3 protein-coding genes are annotated in these 2,494 nt (G+C 61.4%); all 3 read left to right on the top strand.

Annotated features, from left to right (window positions below; genetic code table 11):
- Nucleotides 1-54: 54 nt before the first annotated feature.
- Genes M3I54_RS43925 through M3I54_RS43915 form a run of 3 tightly spaced genes read left to right on the top strand, consistent with a single transcriptional unit; the run spans nt 55 to nt 2,423 of the window.
- Nucleotides 55-483, top strand: coding sequence for a transposase (locus M3I54_RS43925; protein WP_254346649.1), 429 nt, complete (start codon nt 55-57; stop codon nt 481-483).
- Nucleotides 480-824, top strand: a complete 345-nt coding sequence (gene tnpB, locus M3I54_RS43920) for an IS66 family insertion sequence element accessory protein TnpB (RefSeq protein WP_254346648.1) — start codon at nt 480-482, stop codon at nt 822-824. Before M3I54_RS43925 ends, tnpB begins: the two co-directional genes overlap by 4 nt.
- Before the next feature lie 30 nt (nt 825-854).
- Nucleotides 855-2,423, top strand: a complete 1,569-nt coding sequence (locus tag M3I54_RS43915; protein ID WP_254346647.1) for an IS66 family transposase — start codon at nt 855-857, stop codon at nt 2,421-2,423.
- Nucleotides 2,424-2,494 lie beyond the last annotated feature (71 nt).

The following is a 2,494-nucleotide window of genomic DNA, read 5'->3' as shown; positions in this document are numbered from 1 at the left end:
GTAAGCGGCTCGTTCCGGCCGTTATAGACGGTGACTGAGGGCGAAATCAAAGTGATGTCCATCATTTCCGATCTGATGGGCATCACTTTGACACAGTCTGCAGAGAAGAAGCCGGGTACCCGAACGGGGCGCCCGAATTACCCCCGTGAGCTTCGTGAGCGACTGGCAGCGGCCGCTTGCGAGCCTGGCGTATCGGTCGCGAAGCTGGCCCGGGAGAATGGCATCAACGCGAACATGCTGTTCACCTGGCGCCGGCGATATCTGGCCGATCAGCAAGCTCGATCTGCCGGGCTCATTCCGGTCGTATTGCTCAGCGACACGCCGGCGGAGGTCATTGCATCAGCTCCGGTAGAAGCGCAGAGCGCGAAGCCTGTATCACCGGTCGGCACGATCGAGATTCGGATCGGTCGTGCGGTGGTTAAGGTGGACGGCATGGTTGACGCCGATATGCTGCGCATCGTGCTGGGCAGTCTGCGCTCATGATCTCCCTACCGGCAGGCACGCGCATCTGGATCGCTGCGGGCGTCACTGATATGCGATGCGGGTTTCAGGGGTTGGCAGCGAAGGTGCAAACCGCGCTTGAGGAGAATCCGCTGGGCGGCAACGTCTACATCTTCCGGGGCCGTCGGGGCGATCTGGTAAAGATTCTCTGGGCCACGGAGGACGGAATCTGGCTGCTCGCGAAGCGGCTTGAACGAGGCCGTTTTATATGGCCCAAGGCCGACGGTGGCAAGGTCCATCTGAGCTCTGCGCAACTGTCAATGCTGCTTGAGGGCATCGACTGGCGGCAGCCCCGCCGCACCGCCGCATTATCGATGTTGTAAACGGCGAGGCAGACTCGTAAACTACGGCGCATGTCGAACGGCGCCGATCTCCCTGACGATATCGAACTGCTAAAGGCCTTGCTGGTCGAGGCCCGTAGTCTGCTTGCCGAACGCGATGTCGAGATTGAGCAGCTCAAGGCGCAGATCGACAAGCTCAGGCGCATGCAGTTCGGTCGCAAGTCCGAGCAGCTGCAGCGGCAAATCGAGACGCTCGAGACTCAACTTGAGGATCTGGCCGCCGGGCGCGGCGTTGTGGATGTGCAGCGTGCGCAGGCCCTCGGTGCAAATGCGTCCACCTCGAACACAACGACAGACGAAGCGGCTTCCAGGCAAGCGCTTCCCGCGCATCTGCCGCGCCAGGATCTTGTGCTCGAGCCTGAATCAAGCTGCCCGGATTGCGGTCAACCAATGCGGGCGCTCGGCGAGGACTCATCCGAACAACTCGCCCGGGTTGCAGCGGCGTTCAAGGTCATTCGCACGATCCGGCGCAAACTGGTTTGCCCGTGCTGCAGCACGATCACGCAGCCGCCGATGCCTGGGCTGCCGATCGAGCGGAGCATCGCCCATCCTAGCTTGCTGGCAGACATCCTCGTCTCGAAGTATGCAGACCACCAGCCGCTGTACCGGCAATCGGCGATCGCAGCGCGCGACGGCGTGACGCTTGACCGGGCCAGTATGGGGCGCTGGGTTGGCCAGTGTGAGGCGCTGTGCGCCCCGCTAACAGAGGCGCTGCGCCGCTATACCGTGGCTGCTACCAAGCTGCACGCGGATGACACGCCGATCCCGGTGCTCTCACCGGGCAACAGGAAGACCCGCACCGGCCGGCTATGGGTCTACGTGCGCGACGATCGCCGCTCGGGCTCGACGCAACCGGCTTCGGTCTGGTTCGCGTACTCGCCGAACCGGCAAGGCATCCATCCTCAAACCCATCTCGCCAGCTTCAAAGGAATTCTGCAAGCGGACGCCTACGCGGGCTTCGACGAATTGTTCCGCGATGGCTCGATACGCGAGGCGGCATGCCATGCCCACGCGAGGAGAAAGTTCTACGACATCCACGTGCGCACGCCAGCTGACACAACACAAAAGGCACTCGAATATATTGGCGGGCTCTACGACATCGAGGCCTCGATTCGCGGCAGGCCTGCAGCCGTTCGGCTGCGAATACGGCAGGAGAAAGCCAGACCGCTGCTTCAAATCTACGAAGCGTGGCTCAGGGCAAAGCTCGAAACGCTGTCGTCGAAGTCCGATACGGCCAAGGCGATCAACTACACGCTGAACCAGTGGAGCGCACTGACGTTGTATTGCGAAGACGGTACGCTAGAGATCGACAACAACATCGCGGAGAACGCGCTGCGTTGTGTAAGCCTGGGCCGGAAAAATTTTTTATTCGCCGGCTCAGACAGCGGCGGCGAACGGGCAGCCGCGATGTACGCATTGATTGGCACTTGCAGACTGAATGACATCGATCCGCGTGCCTACCTCGACTACGTGCTAACCCATATCGCCGGTCACAAAATCAATCGCATCGACGAGCTCCTGCCTTGGCGTGTGGCCGACAAACTGCACACACCAGGCAGTCCGCCAGATCCCTCTACCTGACCGGCAGCTCCAGTTCACCATCATGCTTTACGCGCACGCGAATGGACGAACGGCCCAACTGAGGCGCTTAC

The sequence above is a fragment of the Paraburkholderia sp. CNPSo 3274 genome, assembly GCF_024206475.1.
Lineage (GTDB): Bacteria > Pseudomonadota > Gammaproteobacteria > Burkholderiales > Burkholderiaceae > Paraburkholderia.
The sequence above is the reverse complement of the archived record's forward strand: the minus strand, read 5'-3'. Positions and strand labels throughout refer to the sequence as shown.

Excerpts from the sequence above, each read along its gene's own strand:
- M3I54_RS43925 (WP_254346649.1), top strand. The coding sequence starts at position 55 with ATGTCCATCATTTCCGATCTGATGGGCATCACTTTGACACAGTCTGCA.
- tnpB (WP_254346648.1), top strand. The coding sequence starts at position 480 with ATGATCTCCCTACCGGCAGGCACGCGCATCTGGATCGCTGCGGGCGTC.
- M3I54_RS43915 (WP_254346647.1), top strand. The coding sequence starts at position 855 with ATGTCGAACGGCGCCGATCTCCCTGACGATATCGAACTGCTAAAGGCC.